The sequence below is a fragment of the Stenotrophomonas sp. STEN225 genome (genome assembly GCF_056756445.1).
The window spans coordinates 1-23,142 of record NZ_JBRRBV010000012.1 but is presented as its reverse complement, the minus strand read 5'-3'; the positions used below and the strand labels follow the sequence as shown (position 1 = coordinate 23,142).

The window sequence follows — 23,142 nt, the reverse complement described above, 5'->3', positions numbered from 1 at the left end:
GCGTCACGCCGGCAGCTTGAAGTCGGCGACCGAACGACGCAGGTCGGCAGCCAGCTGCGCGAGGTGGCCGATCGACTCCGCGGTCTGTCCGGCACCCTGTGAAGTCTGGCCGGTGATCTGGCGGATCACGCCCATCGTGCGGGTGATGTCCGACGCGGCTGCGGACTGCTGCTGGGCCGCGATGGAGATGTTCTTGATGAGGGTGTTCAGTGCATTGGACACGCGCTCGATCTCGGTCAGTGCCGTACCGGCGTCTTCGGCCAGACGTGCACCGGACACCACTTCGGCGGTGGTCTGTTCCATCGAGGTGACGGCCTCGTTGGTGTCGGCCTGGATGGCCTGCACCAGGTTCTCGATACGGCGCGTGGCGCCCGATGTGCGCTCTGCCAGGCGCTGCACTTCGTCGGCCACGACCGCGAAACCGCGGCCCGCTTCGCCCGCCGACGCGGCCTGCACCGCTGCATTCAATGCCAGGATGTTGGTCTGTTCGGAAATGTCGTTGATCAGTTCCACGATCGAGCCGATCTCCTGCGACGACTCACCCAGGCGCTTGATGCGCTTGGAAGTTTCCTGGATCTGGTCGCGGATCTGGTCCATGCCCTGGATGGTCTCGCGGACCACGCCGGCACCCTCGGCGGCAATCACCACCGAGCGCTGAGCTACGTCGGCCGATTCGGCCGAGTTGCGCGAAACCTGCTCGATGCTCGCTGCGATTTCGCCGATGCGGTCCGAGGCCGAGGTGATCTGGTTGGCCTGGTGGCCGGCTGCTTCTGCCAGCTGCATGGCCGTCGCCTGGGTTTCCTGGGTGGACAGCGCGACCTTGGCCGAGGTGTCGTTGATGGTCGTCACCAGGTGGCGCAGTTCGTCGACGGCGTAGTTGATTGCGTCGGCGATGGCGCCGGTCATGTCCTCGGTCACCGACGCCTTGACGGTCAGGTCGCCCTCGCCCAGCGAGGAGATTTCGTCCAGCAGGCGCATGATCGCCTGCTGGTTGCGGCTGTTGAACTCCACCTGGGTCTGGTAGCGCAGCTCCTGCTCACGCGAGCGGCTGCGCACGTTGGTGGAGACGAAACCGATGATCGCGATCAGCGACAGCGCACCGGACGCTACACCGATCCAGAAGTTCGGGAACAGGCGGGTATCGGACACCGAGCCGAACGAAGAGAAGGCTTCGAACAGCTTGCGGCTGTCATCCAGCATGTGCGCCGAGCCCTGGCCCAGCGCGGTGGCCGCCGACTGCGCGGCGAACAGCTGCCGCGAGCTGGCCAGGATCGCATCGGCATCGGCCTTCATCGCCTGCCACTGGGTGTGCGACTGCTCCAGCGCGGCCACGGCGGCCGGGCCACGCACTGCGGTGATGCCCAGTTCCTCGTTGCCGTTGCGCAGGCCGTCGAGCACCTGCGAGAACACGGTGATGTCACGCGCCAGTGCGTCGCCCGCGGCGGCCGCCGAAGAGCCGCCCGCACGCATTTCGGTGACCCGTCGGGCCATCGAGCCGGCCACCACGACCTGCTGCAGCGCGCTGTATACCTGCGCGGCCGGTGCACCCGAAGCCGACATCGCGCGCACCACCTCGTTCAGCTGCGCCTGCAGCCCCGGCACCGCGCCAGTGAAGTTGTTGGCATTGCCGGCCAGGGCCAGCACCGCCGGCTCGCTGGCGACCAGCTGCCCGGCCTGCTTGCCCAGCGGCGCCCAGGTTTCACCCAGCGTCGAGATCGCCCGCGACACGCCCGGTTCCTTGCCGTAGCGCCCCTGCAGCGTCGAGACATTCTGTTCGATCGCGTTGCGGGTGGCCTTGAAGGCAGTGAACGCCTGGGCATTGCCGCCCACCGCGTCACGCCCCTGGTTGGCCAGCTGCTGCGACAGCACCTGCAGGTCCGCGGCCTTGGAACCGGCATCGGCCAGGCGGCTGCCCTGCCAGGTCGCCACGCCGGTATTGACGCCGAACAGGATCATCGATGCCAGCAGCAGGGCCAGCCAGAGGTTGCTGCCGCCCAGCCGAAGCTTGCCGGTCTTGGTGGCGTCCGAAGCAGTACTCATCGTTCAACCTCGATCTTCAGTGCAGGGGGCGATGCCCGGCCTCAGGCCGCGGCTTGCCGGAATTCAGGAGTGCGCGACAGCAGCGAGAGCGAGAACACGCCCCAGTCCTGGCCGTCAGCATGGAAACCGCGCTCGACGAAGTGCCCGTAACGACCCTCGGCCAGGCTGCCGGCCTCGATCTGCTGGTCGGCTTCGAAGCTGCGCTGGCCGAACAGTTCGTCGATGGTCAGTGCGACGTCACCGCCGGCCTGGCGCATGATCAGCACGCGCTGCCCTTCCTGCTGCACGGTGCGTGTGCCTTCCAGGAAGTACTTCAGGTCGACCACCGGGAACAGGTTGCCGCGCAGGTTGCCCACGCCCAGCAGCCAGGGCTGCGCGCAGGGCACGGGCGTGACCGGCGGCATCGGCACGATCTCCACCACTTCGCGGAAATCGGACACCAGCCGGCGCTGGCCGACGCGATAGCCGACGCCTCGCCACAGGTCCTGGACGAATTGCCGGCCCGGCAGCTGCACCGCATGGGCCAGGCTGCGCCGTTCGTAGGCTTCGAGAATGTCGAAAGGCGAGCGCATCAGGCCACCAGTTCGTTGATCCGCGCGATCAGTTCATCCTCGCGCGGCGGCTTGACGATGTAGTCGGCCGCACCCTGGCGCAGCCCCCACGCCTTGTCGGTCTCCATCGCCTTGGTACTGACGATGATGACCGGGATGTGCCGGGTCGCGGCGTCGCGGGCCATCGCCCGGGTGGCCTGGAAACCGCTCATGCCCGGCAGGACCACGTCCATCAGCACCAGCTGCGGCACCTGGTCGCGGACAAGCTGCAGGCCATCCTCGGCGTTGTCCGCTTCCAGCACCTCGTGGCCGGCACGGCGCAGCCACTGGGTGAACACCGCGCGGTCGGTCGGTGAATCCTCGATCAGGACGATACGAGCCATTGTGCCTTTCCCCCCTGGTCAGGCGTTGACGTATGTGCGGATGGCACCCAGCAGTTCTTCGCGCGTAAAAGGCTTGGTCAGGTACTGCTCCGACCCGACGATGCGCCCCCGCGCCTTGTCGAACAGGCCATCCTTGGACGACAGCATGATCACCGGGGTCGCCTTGAACAGCTGGTTTCCCTTGATCAGCGCGCAGGTCTGATAGCCATCCAGACGCGGCATCATGATGTCGACGAAGATGATCTGCGGTTGCTGGTCGGCAATCTTCGCCAGCGCTTCAAAGCCGTCGGTGGCGGTGACCACCTCGCAGCCTTCGCGCTTGAGCAGCGTTTCCGCAGTCCTGCGGATGGTCTTCGAATCATCGATGACCATCACCCGGAGTCCTGCGAGTTCCCCGCCCGCAGTCGTGTTTTCAGTCATTGCCTATCCCCAAGCGCACGGCCCGGTCTCAGGCGGGGGCCGCTACGAAAGCGTATCTATATCGCACTTTCCGCGCCCGCTTCAAGGCCGGCCCATCACGCGGGCCGTGCTACCGGGCTGAACGTGACGGGGTTCGCATACGGTGCGCGGCCCGGGGGACGGACGCAGCGTTGCATCGCCGCGGGGAGGCGCACGGCGGGCGTTGCCGCTACCATCAACGCCTTGCCTGACAGGTGCGCCCATGCCGTTGAACGTCATCGTGGTGATGGACCCCATCGCCCACATCAAGATCGCCAAGGACACCACCTTCGCCATGCTGCTGGAAGCCCAGCGCCGCGGCCATGCCCTGCACTACGTGCGGCCGGGCGGACTGGCCCTGGAAGGTGGCGTGGCGGTGGCCCAGACCGCCCCGCTGCGGGTCCGCGACGACCCCGCCGGCTGGTACGAGCTGGGCGGGTTCACCCGGACCGAGTTCGGTCCCGGCCAGATCGTGCTGATGCGCAAGGATCCGCCGGTCGATGCCGAATACGTCTACGACACCCAGGTGCTGGACGTGGCCGCTGCGGCCGGCGCCTGCGTGGTCAACAATCCGCAAGGCCTGCGCGACTACAACGAGAAACTGGCCGCGCTGCTGTTCCCGCAGTGCTGTCCGCCGACCCTGGTCAGCCGCGACGCCAAGGCCTTGAAGGCCTTCGCACTGGAACATGGGCAGGCCGTGCTGAAGCCCCTGGATGGCATGGGAGGGCGCTCGATCTTCCGCAGCGGCCAGGGCGACCCGAACCTGAACGTGATTCTGGAAACGTTGACCGATGGCGGACGCAGGCTGGCGCTGGCACAGAAGTTCATCCCGGACATCAGTGCCGGCGACAAGCGCATCCTGCTGATTGACGGCGAGCCGGTCGACTACTGCCTGGCGCGCATTCCGCAGGGCGACGAGTTCCGCGGCAACCTGGCCGCTGGCGGGCGCGGCGAAGGCCGTCCGCTGAGCGAGCGCGACCGCTGGATCGCCGCGCAGGTGGGACCGGAAATGAAGCGCCGCGGCATGCGCTTCGTTGGCCTGGATGTGATCGGCGACTACCTGACCGAAGTCAACGTCACCAGCCCCACCTGCGTGCGCGAACTGGACGCGCAGTACGGCCTGAACATCGCCGGCACGCTGTTCGACGCGCTCGAGGCCGGCCTGCGCTGATGCCCGCCGCACCCGCCGTCCTGCCACCGCCGCCGCGCGAAGCGCAGCGGCTGGGTGCCACCCTCACCCTGTCGGTGCTGGTCCACGTCCTGCTGATCCTGGGGGTGGGTTTCGCCGTGAAGGGCGAGGCCCCACTGGTGCCCACGCTGGAAGTGATCTTCAGCCAGACCCGCACCGCGCTGACGCCGAAGCAGGCGGACTTCCTGGCCGCCGCCAGCCAGGAAGGCGGCGGTGACCACGACCGCGCGCAGCGTCCGCGCGACAACCAGGCCGGGATCGTGCCGCAGGCCCAGGCCGGGGTCAGCACGGTGCCACAGCAGCAGCAATCCGCAGCGCCCGTGCCACCGCCGCAGGCCCGCGTGGTCAGCAGCCGCAATGGCCAGGACACGGTGGCACGTGCGCAGGCCCAGCCAACGCCACTGGAACCGGTGCCGGACGCACCGATGACCGCACGCGAGCAGCGCGATGCGGAGATGGCGCGGCTGGCGGCCGAGGTCCACCTGCGCTCGGCGCAGTACGCCAAGCGACCGAACCGCAAATTCGTCTCGGCCAGCACGCGCGAGTATGCCTATGCCAATTACCTGCGCGCCTGGGTCGACCGCGCCGAGCAGGTGGGCAACCTGAACTATCCGGACGAGGCACGGCAACGCCGTCTCGGCGGCCAGGTGGTCATCAGCGTTGGCGTGCGTCGCGATGGCAGTGTGGAAAGCAGCCGCATCCTGCGTTCAAGCGGAACACCGCTGCTGGATGAGGCCGCGCTGCGGGTGGTGACGCTGGCACAGCCGTTCCCGCCGCTGCCGCGTACCGAGGACGGAATCGACATCCTGCAGGTCACCCGCACGTGGGTGTTCCTGCCCGGCGGCGAACTGCGCGACGACCGGTAGGGGGTGTTGCCCGGGCCTGCGGCCCGGGACCCGCTGAAGGCAACGGCAACAGCAACGTCAACAGCAAAAGCAAAAGCAAAAGCAAAAGCGGCGGTCAGTGTAGTGACGCCTGGCGGGGCGGTGCCGGGCGGCGGGGACGCCGCAAGTACGTCCGTGTAGGCTTAGCCGCGGCATCCATGCCGCGGATACCCCGCCACCCGACACCGCCCCGCCTCTGACAGATCCCGGCCTCTCTCAGCCGTTGGCCTTCGCCTTGGCCTCGCGCGCGGCCTGCTGCTCGACCAGGGTCAAGGCCACGTTGTCGCGCAGGTAGGCCGGTTCCACCCTCTCCGGCGCGATGCCCTCGCCACGTGCCAAGGCCGGCACCGCCAACGCCAGCACGTCCGATGCCCGCGGCAGCGCCGCGGCGTCGAACCCCCGCAGGCCTGCCCCCAGCTGCGTGACCAGCGCGCCCTCGGCCGCACCAAATCCAGTGCCGACACCGAACACCGACAGATCGTCCGGCAACGCTACTGCGGCCGGTGCGCACACCCGCTCTGCATCGCACGGCATCGGCAGGCCGTCCACGCGCTCGAAACGCGCGATGTAGAGTTCGCCCATCCGTGCATCGATCGCCGACAGGATCTGCCTTTCTTCTGCCGGCGCACGCAGCGCCAGCACCTGCAGGGTCGATACCGGCAGCAGCGGACGGTCCAACGCCAGTGCGATGCCCTGGGCAAGGGCGATCGCCAGGCGCACCCCGGTGAAGGCACCCGGACCACGACTGAGTGCGATGCCATCGAGCTGGCGGCGGCTGATACCGGCCTCGGCCAGCAGCGCGTCGGCCCACGGCAGGCTCAGCTCGGCATGCCGACGCGGGGCGATCTCGAAGCGTTCCAGGACCTGCCCGTCTACGTGCAGGGCAACGGAACAGGCTTCGGTGGCGGTTTCAAAGGCGAGCAGTTTCATCGGGTCGGATCAGAACAGGGGGAACGTGCCACCCGGGGCGGGGTGCGTGGCCGCCACAGGGACGTCCGGCGCCCCAGCATCGGTGGCGGGGTGCCATTGTGGCGCAAAGAAGGACTGCACATCGGCCAGACTGCGGGTACGGCGGAAAGGTGGCAGCGAGTCGAGGAAGACCCGGCCATAGCCACGGTTGAGCAACCGCGGGTCGCACAGCACCAGCACGCCGCGATCACTCTCACTGCGGATCAGCCGGCCGACGCCCTGCTTCAGCGCGATCACGGCCTGCGGCAGCTGCTCGTCGCGGAACGGATTGCCCCCCTGGCTGCGGATCGCCTCCAGCCGCGCCTCGTAGACCGGATCGTCCGGCGCGGCAAAGGGCAGCTTGTCGATCACCACGACGCTCAATGCTTCGCCGACCACGTCCACCCCTTCGCGGAAACTGGCCGAGCCCAGCAGCACGCCGTTGCCGGAATCGCGGAACTGCTGCAGCAAGGTGGCGCGTGGCGCCTCGCCCTGCACGAACAGCGGCCACGGCCCATCGCGCAGCGCCTCAGCCGCTTCGCGCAGGGCCCGGTGCGAGGCGAACAGCAGGAATGCACGGCCCTGCGAGGCCTGCAGCACCGGCCGCAGGACCTGGATGAGCGAGGTGCCGAACCCCCGCGCGGCGGGATCGGGCAGGCCTTCGGGCAGGTAGCACAGTGCCTGCTCGGGCCAGTTGAATGGACTGGACTGGACCAGTGTCTGCGGATCATCCAGGCCGAGCCGGCGGGCGATGTGATCGAAGCCACCACCGACGGTCAGCGTCGCCGACGTGAAGATCCATGCGGCACGACTGCGCTCGCGATGCTCGCGCAGCGGACCGGACACATCCATCGGCGTGCGCTGGCAGCGGAATCCGCGCGGGGTAAGTTCGTACCAGAGCACATCGGCGCTCGCCGCGTGCGAAGGGTCGGCATCGAAATCAAGCGCCGGTTCGTCATCGCCCAGCCAGCGCCCCAGACGCGATACCGCCTCGCGCGCACGTGCGTGGCAGGCATCGAGGCCTGCAGCGGCTTCGCGCAGCGGCTGCAGCGCCTGCTCCAGATTCACCAGACCGGTCATCACCGCATCAAAGCCATCGCGCACCTGCGGCATCGCCAGTGCGCGCCACTGCGTGCCACGGGATGGCAGGCCATCCATTGCCGAGCGCAGCGCACGCAGTGCCTCCTGCAGCTGATCGACCGGCGCCTGCAGCGCTGACTGTGCGCCACCGACACCGCGCGCCTCGGCCAGACAGTCCCGGCCCAGCTCCTGCCAGGGTCGCATGCCGAAGCCCTCACCGAAGAACTGCGCTGCCAGTTCAGGCAACTGGTGCGCCTCATCGATGACGAAGGCCTGTGCGCCCGGCAGCAGCTCTCCGAAGCCCTCCTGCTTCAGCGCAAGATCGGCCAGCAGAAGATGATGGTTGACCACCACCACGTCCGCAGCCTGTGCGCGTTGCCGCGCGCGCACCACGAAGCAGTCATCCCAGAACGGACACTCGGTGCCCAGGCAGTTGTCGACGGTGGAGGTAACCATCGGCAGCAGGGGTGAGTCATCGGCCAGGCCTTCCAGTTCCGCGATGTCGCCATGTTCGGAACGACCGGACCAGGCCAGGATGCGCTGGAACTGCGCCGCCTGCTCCGGGCTGGAGAAGCGTGGCTCGCCACGCGCCTGCTGCAGGCGGTAACGGCACAGGTAATTGCTACGCCCCTTCAGCAGCGCGCTGCGCAGGCCGACCCCCAGTGCCTGGCGCACGCGTGGCAGGTCGCGATGGTAGAGCTGGTCCTGCAGCGCGCGGGTACCGGTGGAAATGATCGTGCGCAGGCCGGACAGCAGCACCGGCACCAGGTAGGCGAAGGTCTTGCCGGTGCCGGTGCCGGCCTCGGCCAGCAGCAGGTCGCGCTGCTGCAGCGCATCGGCGATGGCCTCGGTCAGGCGCAGCTGTGCCGGACGCGGGACGAAGGCATCCAGGTGCGAGGCAAGCGCGCCGCCTGCGCTGAGTGCTTCGCGGCTGGCGTGGACAAGGTCGGACATCAGACGGAAAGGATACCGGGCCGGGCGCTGCCCGGCACCCGTTTGTAGCGTCGAGCTTGCTCGACTGAACTGGAAGGGGTCAGAGCCGTTTCCTTTCGGAAAACGGCTCTGACCCCATCGCGAGCGCGCGACCGGCTTCTGATCTTTCTGTTCTCGCCCGCGGCCCGCGCGGCGTGTGACGCGCCCGATGGAGGGGAATACCTCAGTACCGCTTGATGCCCGGTACCGTGCACCCTTCCAGCTGTGCATGCGCCGACACCGCGTTCTCCTTCTCCCCGCGCGCCAGCCGTGACTGCTCGATCGTCGCCCAGTGGCGCCGGCACAGCGGCCCGGTCTTCGACCCCAGATCGATGGCCTTGCGCGCGAACGTCTCCGCCTCCGACCACTTGCCCTGCAGCAGGGCGATTTCGGCCCGCTCCTGCAGCACTGCGGGGTCTGCGGCGACGATCTGCAGCGCCTGGTCCAGGCTGGCGGCGGCGGCCGGCAGATCGTTGGCCTGGCGCTGCGTCAGCGCGGTCTGGCGCAGATCCTCAACCTGTGGATCGCGCAGCGGCTGCACCGATAGTTCCTTGTCATCCGGTCCCGCCGCCGCTTCGACCGCAGCCAGGCGCTGCACCGGCGTGGTGGTAGCGGCGACCGGCTTGACCACCGGCGGCGCGCTGCTGACACAGGCGGCCAGCACCACAGTGAGGCCGGCCAGGGTGAGCGGATGCAGGAAAGTTCGAAGCGTCATCGGATTCATCGACTCGGAGGAGGAGTGGTCGCCGCCGGCGCGGCTGCGGGTTCTTCCGCCGGTTCCGGCTTGCGATCCAGGCCGAACCAGCTGCGCCAGCCACCGCCTTCGCTGCCGGCGCCGTCCTGGGCTTCGGGCGAAACCGCCGGCGCGCAGGGCGCATATGCCGGCGCATAGCCGACCACGAACGGGAAGCGCCGCGCGCCCGGACAGCCCTCATCGGTACTGTTGGTGCCGCTGGCGGCGATCGGCTGCCAGTCCAGCCCCTTGTTGCTGACCCGCAGCGGCGCGCTCGGCAGGCGCTGGAAGATGCCCGACCACACGCGCATCGCACCGGTGGCGCCATACAGCCCGGCCTGCTCGTTCTGGTCGTTGCCCATCCAGATCACCGCCAGGTGGTCGCCGGTGTAGCCGGCATACCAGCTGTCGCGGCCATCATTGGTGGTACCGGTCTTGCCGGCCGGCTGCAGGCGGCCCAGGCCGTCTGCGTTGAGGCGCTGCGCGGTGCCGCTGGCAACCACCTGCTGCAGGCCGATGCTGATCAGGTTGGCCGCGATCGAATCGCCTTCCTGTGCCGGCGCAGGCGACTTGTCATAGCGCTTGAGCAGCTTGCCCTGCGGATCAAGCACGCCACGCACCGCGTGCAACGGCTGGATCTCGCCGCCCGAGGCCAGGAACTGGTACAGCTGCGCCATCGCATACGGGCTCTGGTCGGTCGAGCCGAGAATCACGGCCGGATTCGGTTCGGCCTTGATGCCGGCCAGTACGTGGATCAGCTGGGTCACACGCTCTGGACCGACCTGCATGCCGACCCGCACCGTGGCCTGGTTGTAGGAATTGGCCAGCGCATCGATCAGCCGCACGGTGCCATGGCTGCGGTTGTCCGCATTGCCCGGGCTCCAGTTGCGGCCACGGCTCAACTGGACGGTCACCGGCGAATCGTCAACCCAGCTCGCCAGCGAGTAGCGGTCTGGCTGGGCCAGCGCCAGCAGGTATACGAACGGCTTGAGCAGCGAGCCGACCGGGCGCTGCGCCTCGATGGCGCGGTTGAAGCCGACCTCGGAGACCTCGCGGCTGCCGATCACTGCCAGCACGTCGCCGTTATGCACGTCGGTCAGCACCATGCCGGCCTGCAGCTCGGGACGGCGCTTGCTCTCCAGCGACTTGATGGTACGGGTCACAGCGCCTTCGGCGTAGGCCTGCGCGGACGGCGACATGCCGGTCATGACGCTCAGGCCCGCGCCCTGCAGTGCGGACTCGGGATAATCGTGGCCGAGCTGGCGACGGACCAGATCGACATAGGCCGGGAAGCGGTTGGCGGCGACCAGGCCCGGTGTCTTCGGCACCCCCAGCGGAGCCTTCAGCGCCCGCTGGTATTCGGCATCGTCGATCAGCGCCGCTTCGCGCAGCTTGCCCAGCACGAAGTTGCGACGATCCAGCGCACGTTCCGGGTTGCGCCGCGGGTCGTAGTAGGACGGGCCCTTGACCAGGCCGATCAACAGCGCGATGTGCTCGGTTTCCAGCGACGACAGGTCGCGGCCGAACCAGAATTCGGCGCCGGAGGACATGCCATGGATCGCCTGGCTGCCGCGCTGGCCCAGGTACACCTGGTTCAGATACGCCTCGAAAATGGTGCGCTTGTCGTAACGCGCTTCCATGATCAACGCATACAGCACTTCATTGAACTTGCGGGTGAGGGTCTGCTCCTTGCCGATGCCGAGCAGGCCGCTGCGGGCCAGCTGCTGGGTCAGCGTGGACGCACCCTGCCGGCTCTGCCCGCCGGAACGGACGGTCACCCAGACCGCACGGGCGATGCCCGACAGGTCGATGCCGTGATGGCGGTTGAAGTCCTTGTCCTCCACCGCCTGCAGGCCGGTCACCAGCAGGTCCGGCGCCTCGTCCATGCGGATCAGGCGACGCTCTTCCTGCTTCTGGCCGTACAGCGTGGCGATGCGTGCCGGATCCAGGCGGGCGGCCTTGAGCGCCTTGCGGCTGTCGGCATCGCGCAGCGACGCGACGGTGCCGCCAGCGAGCGACAGCTCGACGCGACGCGCGGCCACCCGGCCATCGACGTCGGCGTAGCCACGGCTGGCAATAACGAAGCGGCCACCCTTCACCGCGTAGGTGGCCGGCTCCCTGCCTTCGCCGTCATCGCGGTAGGCGGACGCGGCCAGTTCGGTCTTCAGGGTCGCCGCATCCATCGCCTTGCCGGGCGTCAGCACCAGCGGGCGGGCGTAGACACGGGTCGGGATCTGCCAGCGCAGCTCTCCGAAACGCTGGGTCACCTGCTGGTTGAGGTACAGGGTGTACGGGATCAGGAAACCCAGTCCCAGTGCGACCGCTGCCATGCTCCAGGTGATCAGCCTGCGTCGCCAGGGCGAGCTGCCGCCCTCCTGGTCGTCGTCGTCGAAATCGTCGTGGTCGTCGGAATCGTAGCGTCGGGGCACGGGAAAAGCATGGCAGGGGCGTCAGCGGAGTCTACCCCAGCCCTTTCCCCAAGACAGGTTCGATCGGTCGTCCGTTCAGCGATGGCCCGGCGGCAGCGGACCGGCCCGGCCGCGGATGCCGTCCCACAGCCCCTTCAACATGAACCGCAACCGAATCCAGCGCGGCGCCAGGAACAGCCCGTTGCCCACCAGCTTCAGCAGCAGGCGTGGCACGTCCTGCGCGATCCAGACCCGCGGCGTATAGGCGCGCCCGTAGAGCAGCACGCGGTTGCGCATGATGAAATACAGGCGGAACGGCTTGTGCACGATCACGCCGTCCGGCTTCGCCCGCGACGGCAGCAGTTCCTCGCCGATGCTGTGGCTCATCTGCGCATCGCAGATTCCGTACAGCGCGTGGCCACTGCGTTTGGCGCGGAAGCACCAGTCCATGTCCAGGTTGTCGATGAACAGGCTTTCGTCCATCGCACCGATGTCACGCAGCGCCGACATCGGCACCAGCGATCCGGACGTGATGAGGAAGTCGCAGGAGATGCGCTGGCCCGGGCCGCCACGCAGCTTGTGGTTGAAGGGGAAGCCGAAGCGGACGAACGGGGCCAGCATGCCGCTGCGTGCGTCGCGGAACTGCGGTCCCACCGCAGCGATCCGCTCATTGCCCGCCAGCTCGACCAGCGCGGTGCCCAGCACGTCGACCATGCCTGGCTCCAGCACACTGTCCTGGTCCATCAGCAGCACGTAGTCAAACCCCAATGACTGCGCCTGCTCATACGACCGGTTCAGCGCACTGCCGAGCCCGACGTTGTGCGGCGAGGCCAGCAGGCTGATGCCGGGCGCCGCGCCCAGCAGCGCTTTCACATCCACACCTCGGCTGCCGTTGTCGAACACCACCAGATGCCCGACCTGCTGCAGCACGCTGTCGACCACCCGCCGCAGCAACTCCGGATCGGGGCCATAAGTAACGATCACGGCGCAGACGCGGTGCGCGTCGAAGGCAGCACGCGCTGCCGGCATCTGCGAAGTCATTGGATTCCCTGCACGAGGTCGCTGGCCGCCGAACGCAGGCCGTTGGAAAAACGATGATAGCGGCCACTGCCCAGCTCACGGGCGATGTGCAGCATGCGGGACGGCAGCCGGGTTGGCGCGCAGGCCCGCGCCTCGGCATGGCGCAGGCGCTGGTCCAGTGTCGCCAACTGTGCGGCATCCAGTGCCGGCCGGCCCAGCCACGCCTGCTCCTGCAACGAGCGCAGGCGGGCCAACGCCGCCGCGAGATAGGTGCGGCGCGCGGAACCACTGCCCACGGCCCGCTCCAGCAGCCCGCGCTGGCGCGCGCCCACCTGGTTGTCGCCATGCTGCCGGTAGTCGGTGGTGATCGCTTCGATGCTGTCCAGGCCACCACTTGCCGCCGCCACCAGCGCCAGCCATTCGTCGTGGATCCAGCCCTTGGCCACCGGCAGCGCCTGCGTGATCAGGCCACGCCGCAGCGCGGTCACGGCGCCGGTCACCAGATTGCGGCCCATCAGCAGCTCGAAGCCTTCACCGCGGTGTTCCCGGTCCAGGTCGCGGCGGCTGATCGACAGCGCCTGGAACAGGGTCGCCGGCAGCGGCCGGCCCTGCGCATCGACCAGCCGTGCATCGCTGTGCAGCAGTTGTACCGTGGGCCGCGCGGCGAACGCCTGCAGGAAGGTGGCGACCTTGTCGGCATGCCACACATCGTCCTGGTCGCACAGGAAGACGATGTCGCCGCTGCAGGCCGACAATGCGGTTTCGAAATTGCGCACGTAACCGACGTTCTGCTCCTGCTGCCGCAGCACCACCTCGATGCCGGCCGCGCGCAGCGCTTCAGCCTCGTGCAGGAGCACGGCCCAGGTACCATCAACAGAAGCATCGTCGACCACCACCACCTGTGTCGGCAGTACGCTCTGCGCGGCGATGCTGCGCAGTTGGGCGGCGACATGGCGCTCACCCTGCCAGGTACACAAGGCAACGGAGACGGTGGGTGCGACGCTGGACATGTTCTGGGGAGCGGCCGGAGCGGCTGGACTATACCCGACTGGCACCCCCGGCACGAATGGTCGTCGCATCAGTGCGGCTGTGGCTCGCCACCTGCGCGCCGCAGCCGCTCCTCGAACGGCGGCAGTTCGGCCAGGTCCGGTTGCAGCTGCCGCGCCTGCCCCGCGGCATGCACGGCAAATGCCAGATCACCACTGCCAAGCCGTTCGCTGCCTATCGCCAGCCAGCGCTGGGCCAGGCGCAGCCGTGCGGGCGGCAACCCGGCGTCGGTCGGCGCCAGCGTCTGCCACGCCTGCAGGCAGGCCCCGGCAGCCTGCACGCGGTTCTGCCGCAGGTTGTCGTCGAAGCACTGGCGGCTGGCCGGCAGCAGCCGCGTGGCAGCTGCTTTCACGCGGGTGTCGCGTGGGGCCAGCGACTGCGCTTCGCGCAGCGCATCGAAGGCGCTGTGCCCGGGCGGACTGATCCATTGCCCTGCACGCTCGGCGCGTTCGACCTGGCGCAGGTGATCACGCAGCTGCCGCTCGCGCTGGCTGCTGCTGATCGACGGCTGCTGCAGGGCCTGCTGCGCCTGCCGTGCACGCTGCAGGCGCTGCTCGAGCTGCTGCCTGGCCGCTGCCGAGGCACCCAGCGACGCTGCCAATGCGGCATCGCGCTGTGCCGCCTCGAACTGGAAGTCATCGGCCCGCTTCTGGCTGCGTGCGAGGACCGCCTGCAGTGTCTGCTCCCGGCCGCGCTGGGCACTGGGATCGTCGGCCGCCACCGCCAGGACCGCCTGGAAGCCCGCCGCCGCCGCTTCCAGCTGCTGTCGTTTCAACGCACGCTGCGCCTGCCGCAATCGCTGATCCATCGCCTGCGCCAATGCTTCCTGGCTGGCCGGCAGGTCGGCGTGCCCGGCATCGAACTGACGTGCCCGCTGCACCACCGCGGCCGCGTCGGCCAGATCACCTCGCGCGGCCAGGGCACGCGCCTGCTGCAGCAGGTCACTCAGTGCATCCTCGCGACCTTCCAGCGCCGATAGGTTGTCCGGCTGCAGGGCCAGAATGCGCTGGAACATCGGCAGGGCGCTGCTGTCGCCGTCATCCAGGCGCCCGGCGGCGAGTGCGTTGCGCGCCTGCGCAAGCATCGCGCCAATCCCTGCCCCGGCCGTGCGACGTGCCTGCAGCTGGCGCGCCAGCGCATCGGCCTGGCTCTGCGGCACCTGCAGCTCGCGTGCCAGCGCCAAGGCCTGCGCACTGGCGTCCAGATCCCCGGCCTGCAGCCGGTCCCGCGCCTGCTGCAACGCAGCGGCACCGGTCCGTGCCAGGCCCTCGCGCGCCTGCGGGCGATCGCCGTCGAGCGCAAGCGCGGCCTGGTAGCGCTCGCGCGCACCACTGCCATCGGTGGCGGTCAGCCGTCCCGCCGCCAGCGCACGATCACCTTCGGCCAGCAGCTGTTCGATCTGCGGTTCGTCCCAGAACCAGTCCGCCAGCGGCTTGCGCAGCAGCACCAGCAGCACGAACACCGCCATCGCCGCCACCAGCGCCCAGCGCCAGACCCGGCGCGCATGCCGCGCCTGCAGCCACCACCAACGGCCTTCACGGCGGACGCGGTCCAGCGCAGGATGATCGGCGCCGTGAGGGCGATGCGGAGGCTCGCGTTCCATGCGTGCAGGGTAGCCGGGGTGGCGTGAAGCTCAGCCGAGGCGACGTGCCTCGCTGACACCGGGCAAGGCATCGAGCTTGCCCAGCAGCGTCGACAGCTGGCCGTAATCGCTCACCTTCAGCCGCAGGCGCAGGTGGGCGCGGCCGCTGTTGCGCACGTTGTCGCTGTGGATGTCGAGCACGTAGGCGTCTTCCTGGGCGATCAGGTTGGTGATGTCCTTCAGCAGCCAGCGGCGATCGACCGCATCGACCACCACGTCCACTTCGTAACCGCCGCCCGCCTGCCCCCATTCCACCGGCAGGATGCGTTGCGGGCTGGCCGCGGCAAGGCGGGCCAGCGCTGCACAGTCTGCGCGATGCACCGTGACACCCCGGCTACGGGTCAGGTAGCCGACGATGGGTTCGCCCGCCACCGGCTGGCAGCAGCGTGCCAGCTGCACCAGCAGGTTGCCCACGCCCTGCACGGTGAACTTGGACTTGCCCAGGTTCTCGCGCCGTGCGGTCGGGCGTGGCAGGGTCGGCGGCGGCGCTGGCTGGCTGGCCGCACGTTCGGCCTCCAGCAGCGCGCGGCTGATCTGGTTGGGGCCGGTATCGCCCAGCGCCACCTGGATGTACAGGTCGTCGACGCTGTCGGCATGGAACTTCTTCGCCGCGGCCGCCAGATCCGAATGCTGCAGCCCGAGCCGCTTGAGCTCGCGCTCCAGCAGTTCGCGGCCGGCCTGCACGTTGCGCGCGCGGTCAAGCTTGTGGAACCAGCTGCGTACCTTCTCGCGCGAGCGGTTGCTGGCCAGGAAGCCGTTGGCCGGTATCAGCCAGTCGCGGCGCGGATCGGCCTCCTTGCCGGTAAGGATCTCCACCCGGTCGCCGCTGCGCAGGCGGTAGGTCAACGGCACGATGCGGCCGTTCACCTTGGCGCCGCGGCAGCGGTGTCCCACCATGGTGTGCACCTGGTAGGCGAAGTCCAGTGGCGTGGCCCCCTGCGGCAGATCCAGCACTTCGTCCTTCGGGCTCAGCGCATAGACGCGGTCTTCGGTGAGCTCCGCATCCAGTGCCCCGGCCAGTTCATTGCCCTGCCCGTCCTGCGCCTGCTCCAGCAGCTGGCGCATCCAGGTGATCTTGCGGTCGAAGGACTTTTCGGCGCCCTTGCCACCTTCCTTGTACTTCCAGTGCGCAGCCACGCCCAGTTCGGCCTGCGCATGCATCTCGTGGGTGCGGATCTGCACTTCGATGGTGCGCCCTTCCGGGCCGACGACGGCGGTGTGCAGCGAACGGTAGTCGTTGGCCTTGGGTCGGGCGATGTAATCATCGAACTCGCTCGGCACCGGCGCCCACAGCGCGTGCACCACGCCCAGCACGGCGTAGCAGGCCGCGACGTCGTCGACCATCACCCGCACCGCACGGATGTCATACAGCTGGTCGAACGCCAGCCGCTTCTTCTGCATCTTCCGCCAGATGCTGTAGATGTGCTTCGGCCGCCCGCTGACCTCGGCCTTGATGCCCTGGGCCGACAGTTCGCGCGAGAGCACCTTCTTGACGTTCTCGACGTAACGCTCGCGGGCGATGCGCGTTTCATCCACCTCGCGGGCGATGCGTCGGTAGGTGTCCGGCTCCAGATGGCGGAACGCCAGGTCTTCCAGCTCCCACTTCAGCTGCCAGATGCCCAGGCGGTTGGCCAGCGGGGCATGGATGTCGCGGGTCAGCTGGGCCAGCGCGCGGCGCTGCTCCTCCTCCAGCCTGTCGGCCGCGCGCATGCGCGCCAGCTGCCGCGCCAGCAGGATCGGCACCACCCGCAGGTCGCGGATGATCGCCAGCAGCAGCCGGCGCAGGCCCTCACTGTTGCGTCCGGCCTCGCGACCGGCGTGCAGCGCCCATACCGGGTCGGCCGCGTCCTGACCGTCGAGCAGGCCGATCACCGCCGCCCGGTGGCTGCCAAGCGGCAACTGCTCCAGGTGGGCGCGCAGGCCGGGCAGGTCGAACAGCAGGGCCGCGACCACCGCGCCTTCGTCCGCCGAGAGCATTGACAGGGCATCGAGGGTGTCGCCCAGCACCGACCAGCTGGCGCGCATCTGCGTGTCAGTCCCGGCAGCTTCCCAGTACTCGCGCAGGGCCTGGCGCAGCGGAGCGGGCAGCACCGCTGCCGAGGGACGGTTCAACAAGGCATCCAGGCCGGGGACGGAAGCGCGGTTCACAGCATCGAGCAGGCAAGACAGAGGCCCCTACACTAGCGCCGGCACCGTTCAGGGACAATCGCCATCGCTGCATCGCCGGGCATGAGCACATGCCGCTACACTCGCGGGCAAACCCCGGAGAGACCTGTCATGCCTTCCATTGTCCTGCGCGCCCGTCCACGGCTGCTGGCCTGTGCCGCCGTGCTGTTGTCCCTGTCCGCGCCCGCCCTGGCGCAGCGCGTGGTGGAGGGCGATCTGCAGCAGCAGATGTCACCGGCCGAGTTCAAGGCCGCCGGCCTGGACAAGCTCAGCGCCGCCGAACTGGCCTCGCTCAACCGCTGGCTGCAGGGCAAGGTCGAAGCCGCTGCCACCGAGGCGGTCGCCGCCGTGCGCGAGGAAGCGCGCGAGGAGGGGCGACAGGAAGTGATCCGCAAGAACCGTGGCTTCTTCGACTTCGGCAGCAATGAGCCGATCACCGGTGTGCTGCAGGGCGAGTTCCGCGGCTTCGGCAAGGGCCGCGTCTACTCGCTGGACAACGGCCAGCAATGGGAACAGACCGACACGACGTCAATTTCCGGTGTCCGCAGGCAATCGCCCAAGGTCAGCATCACCCCGGGCGTGATGGGTGTGTGGTACCTGAAGGTCGAGGGCGTCAATACCCAGCCCAAGGTCCGTCGCACCAAGTAACGCGCGACCCGTCCGAATGCAGCCGGGCACTGCCCGGCTGCACGCTTCATGCCTGGCGCAGTGCCGCCACCCGCTGCCCCAGCTTCTTGGCCGAGATGCCGGTGCGCGCCCCCAGTTCCTGGGCGAACAGCGAAACCCGCAGCTCCTCCAGATCCCAGCGCAGCGCCTGCCACTGTGGCCGCTCGCGCAGGCCCTGCTGTTCACCGGCAGCCAGCGCCTCCAGGAACGGATGCAGTTCCAGCATGCGCGCCTGGTCACGTGGCGGGTCACGCTTGGCACGTTCGGTGCGAAGGATCATCGCCTTCAGGTAACGGGGATACTGGGCCAGCGCATCAGCCGGTGTGTCGCGCAGGAAGCCGGGGTGGATCAATCCCGCCAGCTGCGCTTCCATGTCGTCCAGGTTGCCCCGTGCCCAGCCCATCAACGGCGCTTCCAGCATCGGCTTCAGTTCCGCCACCAGCGCCAGGATGGTCTCGGCCAGCTTCAGCCGCGACATCGCCTCGCCGAACAGGGCCTTGGCTGCATGCTCGCGGCGCTGTTCGAAGGCCGCCGCATCGCGGATGTCTTCCAGTCCTTCGGCCAGCACGGCGTTCATCGCCGCATCCACCAGATCGCCTCGCAGGCGCTCCTGCGATTCGATCGCCGCATACAACAGGCCCGTCTTGGCACCGACCGGCAGCTGCTTGCGGGCCTGCTTGACCTTGTCGGCCAGGGCGATCTCCAGCAGGCGGCGCACGCCCAGTGGGTGGGCCTCCTCGGCCTGCTGGCGGTCGGCGAAGATGCGCAGGGCCACACTGTCACCCTCGTCCAGCAGCGCTGGATAGGCGGGCACGCCCGCCTCACCGGGTACCTGCAGTGGAATCGGCGCAGCCGGGAAGGTGCGCAGCCCATCGGCCGCCATTTCGCGACCGGCACGCGCGGCAAAGGCATCGCCGGCACGGCCGCCGAATCGCGCCCGCAACGCGTCGAGGTCACGTGAGGTGGCCAGCACCTTGCCCTGCTCATCGCGCAGGCGCAGATTCATGTGCAGATGCGGCTCGATGGAATCCGGCTCGAAATCAGTCGCCGCGACTGGGGCGCCGGTCGCGCGCGACAGGAAGCGTGCCAGTTCGCCGGTAATCGCATCGGCACTGGCATTGGGGAACGCCTCATGGAACGCACGGCCGAAATCGGGGGCCGGCACATAATTGCGGCGCATCGCCTTGGGCAGGCTGCGGATCAGCGCTGCCGCCTTGTCGGCGACGAAGCCGGGCGCCAGCCAGCCCAGCTGCACTGGATCGAGCGCGTTGAGCAGGTGCAGCGGCACCTCCAGGGTGACACCATCATCTTCGGCACCTGGCTCGAAACGGTAGTGCAGCGGCAGCCTTGCCTGGCCCAGCGGCAGATACTTCGGATAACGCTCCTGTTCGCTGCCTTCGCCCGGCAGCAGGTCCGCCAGCGTCCAGTGCAGCCCCATGCGCTGTGCGGGCGGCAGTTCCTTCCACCACGCGTCCAGGCCGGATGCCGAATGGATGTGGGGGGGAACCCGGTCCAGATACCAGCGCGCCTGCCAGTTTTCATCGGCAACGATGCCAGCCCGGCGCAGCTTCGCTTCTTCCTCGCGCGCCACCTCCAGCACCTTCTGGTTGTCTGCCACGAAACTGGCGCGGGTGTTGATCTCGCCGGTCACCAGCGCCTGCCGCACGAAGATGTCGTGCGCCTCGCCGGGTGCGATGCGTCCGTAATGCACCGGCTTCTTCGGCGCCAGCACCAGACCGAACAGGCTGATCTGTTCCGATGCCAGCACCTGGCCCTGCGCACGCGACCAATGCGGGTCGAAGTGCTTGCGCAGGAGCAGGTGCGGCAGCTCGGCAATCACCCAGTCCGGCTCGATCGCCGCCAGGGTCATGCCCCACACCTTCTGCGTGTCGAGCAGGTTGGCCACCAGCAACCAGGGGGGTGGCCGCTTGGACAGCACGGAACCGGGGAACGGCAGGAAGCGGCGCTGGCGCGGCGCGAGGAAATCTCCCTTCTCGGTGCGATGGCCGATCTGCGTAGGCAGGCCCGCCACCAGTGCACGATGCAGCGTCTGATAGGCCGAAGCCCGCACGCGTTCACTGAAGCCGCCGCCGGCAGGCGCCTGCTCTTTCTGCGCCCGCGCCGCCACCGGCGCCGGCACGGCGTCTGCCTTGCCCTCGCGGGCCAGGCGGGCAGCGCGGTGCAGCTGGCCCCGCGTGGCTTTCACCGCTGCCGCGTCATCACGTGCGGCCGCCGGCGCACTGCTGCCCGCCAGCAACGGTGCCATCGATGCTTCCACGGGCTCTTCCTTCCAGCCCAGCTCCTCGCACAGCAAGCGTAGTTGGCGATGCAGCTCGCGCCACTCGCGCATGCGCAGGAATCCAAGGAAATGCCGCCCGCACCAGTCGCGCAGCTTGGACTGGGTCAGGTCTTCATGGGCCTGCCGGTAGGCATCCCACAGGCGCAGCACGCCGACGAACTCGGAGCGGCCGTCGGCGAACTGGGCATGCGCGGTGTCGGCGGCCCCCCGTGCCTCGGCCGGTCGCTCGCGCGGGTCCTGGATGCCCAGGAACGAGGCGATCACCAGCATCGGCCGCAGGCAGCCGGCCGCCTGTGCCGCCACCAGCATGCGTGCCAGCTTCACATCCACCGGCAGGCGCGCCATCTGCTTGCCGATCGCGGTCATGCGCCGCTCGCTGTCGATCGCGCCCAGCTCGGTCAGCTGCTGCCAGCCATCGGCCACCGCACGTTCGTCCGGTGCTTCCAGGAAAGGAAAATCCTCGATGCGGCCCAGACCCAACTGCAGCATGCGCAGGATCACCCCGGCCAGGCTGGAGCGGCGGATTTCCGGATCGGTGAACTCCGGCCGGGCCTGGAAATCGGCCTCCGCATACAGGCGATAGCAGATGCCCTCGGCGATACGGCCGCAGCGGCCCTTGCGCTGGTTGGCGCTGGCCTGCGAGATCGGCTCGATGTGCAAGCGGTCAAGCTTGTTGCGCGGGCTGTAACGCTTGACGCGGGCGAAGCCCGGATCGACCACATAACGGATACGCGGCACCGTCAGCGAGGTCTCGGCCACGTTGGTGGCCAGCACGATGCGCCGGTTCGGCCCGGGGTTGAACACCCGGTCCTGGTCCTGGTTGGACAGCCGTGCATACAACGGCAGCACCTCGGTATTGCGGTACCGGCGTCGCTCCAGCGACTGGTGGGCGTCGCGGATCTCACGTTCACCCGGCAGGAAGATCAGCACATCGCCCCGCGCGTCCAGGCGCGTGATCTCGTCGATCGCCGACACGATCGCATCGTTGACGGTGCGTTCGCCCTCCTGCTCGCCCTCGCCTTCCAGCGCGCGGTAGCGCACCTCGACCGGATAGGTACGGCCCTCTACGCTGATCACCGGCGCGTCGTCAAAATGCTGGGCGAAACGGTCGGTGTCGATGGTGGCCGAGGTGACGATCAGTTTCAGGTCCGGCCGCTTGCGCAGCAGCTGCTTCAGATAGCCGAGCAGGAAGTCGATGTTGAGGCTGCGTTCATGCGCTTCATCGACGATGATCGTGTCGTAGTTCGACAGCCAGCGGTCGCTGGCGATCTCCGCCAGCAGGATGCCGTCGGTCATGAACTTGATGCGGCTGTCCTCGCTGACCTTGTCGTTGAAGCGCACCTGGTAGCCGACCAGCTGGCCCAGCTCACTGTGCAGCTCCTGTGCCACGCGGCTGGCCACCGCGCGTGCGGCGATCCGGCGCGGCTGGGTGCAACCGATCATGCCGGCCTGGCCACGGCCGGCGGCCAGGCACAGCTTGGGCAGCTGGGTGGTCTTGCCCGAGCCCGTTTCGCCCGCGATCACCACCACCTGGTGATCCCGGATCAGCGCGATGATGGCATCGGCTTCACGCGCAATCGGCAGCTGGGGGTCCAGAGTAATGGCTGGTTGCTGCTGCGCCCGTTTCTGCCGGCGCTGCACCGACGCCTGCAAGGCCTGCTCGAAGGTAGCAGCCAGTGCCGCATCCTGTGGCTTGGCCTGGCAACGCGAGAGCATCCCCAGCAAACGGCCCCGGTCGCGACTCATTGCGCCGTCGATGGCGGCGCGCTGTTGGCGCAGGCGGGACTGCGGCATTTTGTCGATAGCGTTCATCAATCGGTTCGTTTAAAACTTTGAAAGCAAACAGTCGTCAAGACTGATTTATTGTGAAGACCAACGATTCCACAAGGAGGAACCCCATGGCGAAGACCAAGAGCCCGACCAAGGCCAAGACCGGCAAGCAGAAGCTTGCCGCTGCGGCGCCGTCGGCCCCCAATATCGATATCGGGATCACCCAGGGCGACCGCAAGAAGATCGCCGACGGTCTGTCGCGCTTCCAGGCTGACGCGTTCACGCTCTACCTGAAGACGCACAACTTCCACTGGAACGTGACCGGGTCGATGTTCAACTCGCTGCACACCATGTTTGAAACACAGTACACCGAGCAATGGGCGGCCCTGGACGATGTGGCCGAGCGCATCCGCGCGCTGGGCTTCAATGCCCCGGGCTCCTACCGGGAGTTCGCTGCGCTGACCTCGATCGCCGAGGAGCCGGGCCTGACCGACAGTGCGGACTGGCGGGAAATGGTACGCCAGTTGGTGGTCGCCAACGAAGCGGTCTGCCGTACGGCGCGTGAAGTGCTGGAGGTGGCGGCCAAGGGCGATGATGCCCCGACCGAGGATCTGATGACCCAGCGCCTGCAGACCCACGAGAAGTATGCGTGGATGCTGCGCTCCCTGCTCCAGTAAGGGTTGGGGGGGGTTCGGCAGGGCTGCGCCCTGCACCCGCAGAAGCAACTGCAACGGCAACGGCCGGAGCAAAAGCGGGTTTCCTGTGGGTTGGCGGGGTGGGTCCGGTTGCGGGGGACGCCGCAAGTACGTCCCTGTAGGCTCGGTCGCGCCATCCTTGGCGCTCACGCCCCCGCAACCGGACCCACCCCGCCTTCGACAGTTTCCCGCGGTCTGTCGGAACGGCGTT

At 68.4% G+C, this 23,142-nt stretch carries 17 protein-coding genes; 4 read left to right on the top strand and 13 right to left on the bottom strand.

Going from position 1 to position 23,142, the window contains the following annotated elements:
• Positions 1 to 3: 3 nt before the first annotated feature.
• The 4 genes from ACVOJ1_RS12935 to pilG are packed head-to-tail and all read right to left on the bottom strand — an operon-like array spanning position 4 to position 3,394.
• The gene (locus ACVOJ1_RS12935) at positions 4 to 2,040 is read right to left on the bottom strand and encodes a methyl-accepting chemotaxis protein (protein ID WP_053518921.1); all 2,037 of its coding nucleotides are present in this window, start codon (positions 2,038 to 2,040) and stop codon (positions 4 to 6) included.
• Between the two features lie 41 nt (positions 2,041 to 2,081).
• Positions 2,082 to 2,612, bottom strand: coding sequence for a chemotaxis protein CheW (locus ACVOJ1_RS12930; protein WP_053518924.1), 531 nt, complete (start codon positions 2,610 to 2,612; stop codon positions 2,082 to 2,084).
• A complete protein-coding gene (locus tag ACVOJ1_RS12925) occupies positions 2,612 to 2,974 on the bottom strand; it encodes a response regulator (RefSeq protein WP_053518925.1) in 363 nt (120 codons plus the stop codon). The genes ACVOJ1_RS12930 and ACVOJ1_RS12925 overlap by 1 nt, the downstream gene beginning before the upstream one ends.
• An 18-nt stretch (positions 2,975 to 2,992) precedes the next feature.
• A complete protein-coding gene (gene pilG, locus ACVOJ1_RS12920; protein ID WP_005418455.1) occupies positions 2,993 to 3,394 on the bottom strand; it encodes a twitching motility response regulator PilG in 402 nt (133 codons plus the stop codon).
• 241 nt (positions 3,395 to 3,635) lie between these two features.
• On the opposite strand from pilG, the gene gshB reads away from it, so the two are divergent.
• Both gshB and ACVOJ1_RS12910 read left to right on the top strand, forming a co-directional pair.
• Positions 3,636 to 4,583, top strand: coding sequence for a glutathione synthase (gshB, locus tag ACVOJ1_RS12915; protein ID WP_065174786.1), 948 nt, complete (start codon positions 3,636 to 3,638; stop codon positions 4,581 to 4,583).
• Positions 4,583 to 5,467 carry a TonB family protein gene (locus tag ACVOJ1_RS12910; RefSeq protein WP_346480515.1) on the top strand — a complete coding sequence of 295 codons (885 nt, stop codon included), beginning with the start codon at positions 4,583 to 4,585 and terminating at the stop codon, positions 5,465 to 5,467. Before gshB ends, ACVOJ1_RS12910 begins: the two co-directional genes overlap by 1 nt.
• Positions 5,468 to 5,701: 234 nt before the next feature.
• Here ACVOJ1_RS12910 and tsaB read toward each other — a convergent pair whose 3' ends face one another.
• The 8 genes from tsaB to ACVOJ1_RS12870 form a co-directional block, all read right to left on the bottom strand.
• Complete coding sequence (tsaB, locus tag ACVOJ1_RS12905) at positions 5,702 to 6,415, bottom strand: tRNA (adenosine(37)-N6)-threonylcarbamoyltransferase complex dimerization subunit type 1 TsaB (RefSeq protein WP_340045075.1); 714 nt, start codon at positions 6,413 to 6,415, stop codon at positions 5,702 to 5,704.
• Positions 6,416 to 6,424: 9 nt separating this feature from the next.
• Positions 6,425 to 8,467 (bottom strand): DNA repair helicase YoaA, encoded by a 2,043-nt coding sequence (gene yoaA / locus ACVOJ1_RS12900; protein WP_346480514.1) that lies wholly within the window; start codon positions 8,465 to 8,467, stop codon positions 6,425 to 6,427.
• Between the two features lie 202 nt (positions 8,468 to 8,669).
• The gene (locus tag ACVOJ1_RS12895; RefSeq protein ID WP_065174783.1) at positions 8,670 to 9,209 is read right to left on the bottom strand and encodes a hypothetical protein; all 540 of its coding nucleotides are present in this window, start codon (positions 9,207 to 9,209) and stop codon (positions 8,670 to 8,672) included.
• Positions 9,206 to 11,647: a penicillin-binding protein 1B gene (gene mrcB / locus ACVOJ1_RS12890; protein ID WP_065174782.1), complete on the bottom strand. Its 2,442-nt coding sequence runs from the start codon at positions 11,645 to 11,647 to the stop codon at positions 9,206 to 9,208. Before mrcB ends, ACVOJ1_RS12895 begins: the two co-directional genes overlap by 4 nt.
• 75 nt (positions 11,648 to 11,722) lie before the next feature.
• Entirely contained in the window at positions 11,723 to 12,667 is a 945-nt protein-coding gene (locus ACVOJ1_RS12885) for a glycosyltransferase family 2 protein (RefSeq protein ID WP_111186726.1), read from the bottom strand.
• On the bottom strand, positions 12,664 to 13,656 hold the full coding sequence (locus ACVOJ1_RS12880) for a glycosyltransferase (RefSeq protein ID WP_346480513.1): 993 nt from the start codon (positions 13,654 to 13,656) through the stop codon (positions 12,664 to 12,666). Before ACVOJ1_RS12880 ends, ACVOJ1_RS12885 begins: the two co-directional genes overlap by 4 nt.
• Before the next feature lie 68 nt (positions 13,657 to 13,724).
• A complete protein-coding gene (locus ACVOJ1_RS12875; RefSeq protein WP_346480512.1) occupies positions 13,725 to 15,296 on the bottom strand; it encodes a hypothetical protein in 1,572 nt (523 codons plus the stop codon).
• Positions 15,297 to 15,326: 30 nt separating this feature from the next.
• Positions 15,327 to 17,483, bottom strand: a complete 2,157-nt coding sequence (locus tag ACVOJ1_RS12870; RefSeq protein ID WP_053518941.1) for a bifunctional (p)ppGpp synthetase/guanosine-3',5'-bis(diphosphate) 3'-pyrophosphohydrolase — start codon at positions 17,481 to 17,483, stop codon at positions 15,327 to 15,329.
• A 129-nt stretch (positions 17,484 to 17,612) separates the two neighbouring features.
• Between ACVOJ1_RS12870 and ACVOJ1_RS12865 the strand changes: the two genes are divergently transcribed.
• The gene (locus ACVOJ1_RS12865) at positions 17,613 to 18,149 is read left to right on the top strand and encodes a hypothetical protein (protein ID WP_065174777.1); all 537 of its coding nucleotides are present in this window, start codon (positions 17,613 to 17,615) and stop codon (positions 18,147 to 18,149) included.
• A 46-nt stretch (positions 18,150 to 18,195) separates the two neighbouring features.
• Here the strand turns inward: ACVOJ1_RS12865 and hrpA are convergent, their stop codons facing one another.
• Positions 18,196 to 22,278 carry an ATP-dependent RNA helicase HrpA gene (gene hrpA / locus ACVOJ1_RS12860; RefSeq protein ID WP_346480511.1) on the bottom strand — a complete coding sequence of 1,361 codons (4,083 nt, stop codon included), beginning with the start codon at positions 22,276 to 22,278 and terminating at the stop codon, positions 18,196 to 18,198.
• Between the two features lie 86 nt (positions 22,279 to 22,364).
• Between hrpA and ACVOJ1_RS12855 the strand changes: the two genes are divergently transcribed.
• A complete protein-coding gene (locus ACVOJ1_RS12855) occupies positions 22,365 to 22,913 on the top strand; it encodes a Dps family protein (RefSeq protein ID WP_053518946.1) in 549 nt (182 codons plus the stop codon).
• The last annotated feature ends 229 nt before the right edge of the window (positions 22,914 to 23,142 follow it).